Annotated in this window: 1 protein-coding gene; it reads left to right on the plus strand. The window is 57.8% G+C overall.

From position 1 onward, the window contains the following. Positions 1-145 precede the first annotated feature (145 nt). On the plus strand, positions 146-514 hold a 369-nt coding region (locus tag H6A60_RS12435; RefSeq protein ID WP_205105106.1), incomplete at its 3' end, for a hypothetical protein.

Here is a 514-nt window from a genome sequence, read left to right on the forward strand (position 1 = left end):
GCTTGGGCACAGTCCCTCTCTTGACGGAATTGAGAGCAGCTTAAGTGCGGTGACGTTCGCTTCAACTTCAGGGCCTTCCGGAGCAACAGCCGATATGTCGTTTTCCGAGACTGACAACGGAAACACGGCTCCGCCGCGGCGTGCCATGGAACAGCGAAAGGTATTCCAGCCCGTTTCGCCGTCGACTGATCCGGAAGTCGGTGTCGGTATCTCTCCCATGTATGGCAGTAGGTCATTCGGAAGCAGCGCCGGATCTTTCGACGGTTTCCAACTGATCGGAGACAACGGAGGGACGTTGGGTGACTTTGTTGTGTCCGCAGCGTTGCCGACGATGGCTTCGCCCAATGAGACCGCACAGGATCGCGATGCGTTCGGGGCTGTGGCGTTCGGTGCGACGAAGTTGTCTTTCGGTTCTGAAATTCAGTCGTCTGCGCTACTGAACGCTCAGGAAGCCAAAGAGTCCCCGAAGGATTTCATCGGCAGCGGCATAAGCTTCGGCCTCCCGGTTGCAGGC

Source organism: Sutterella massiliensis (assembly GCF_016899755.1).
Lineage (GTDB): Bacteria > Pseudomonadota > Gammaproteobacteria > Burkholderiales > Burkholderiaceae_F > Sutterella > Sutterella massiliensis.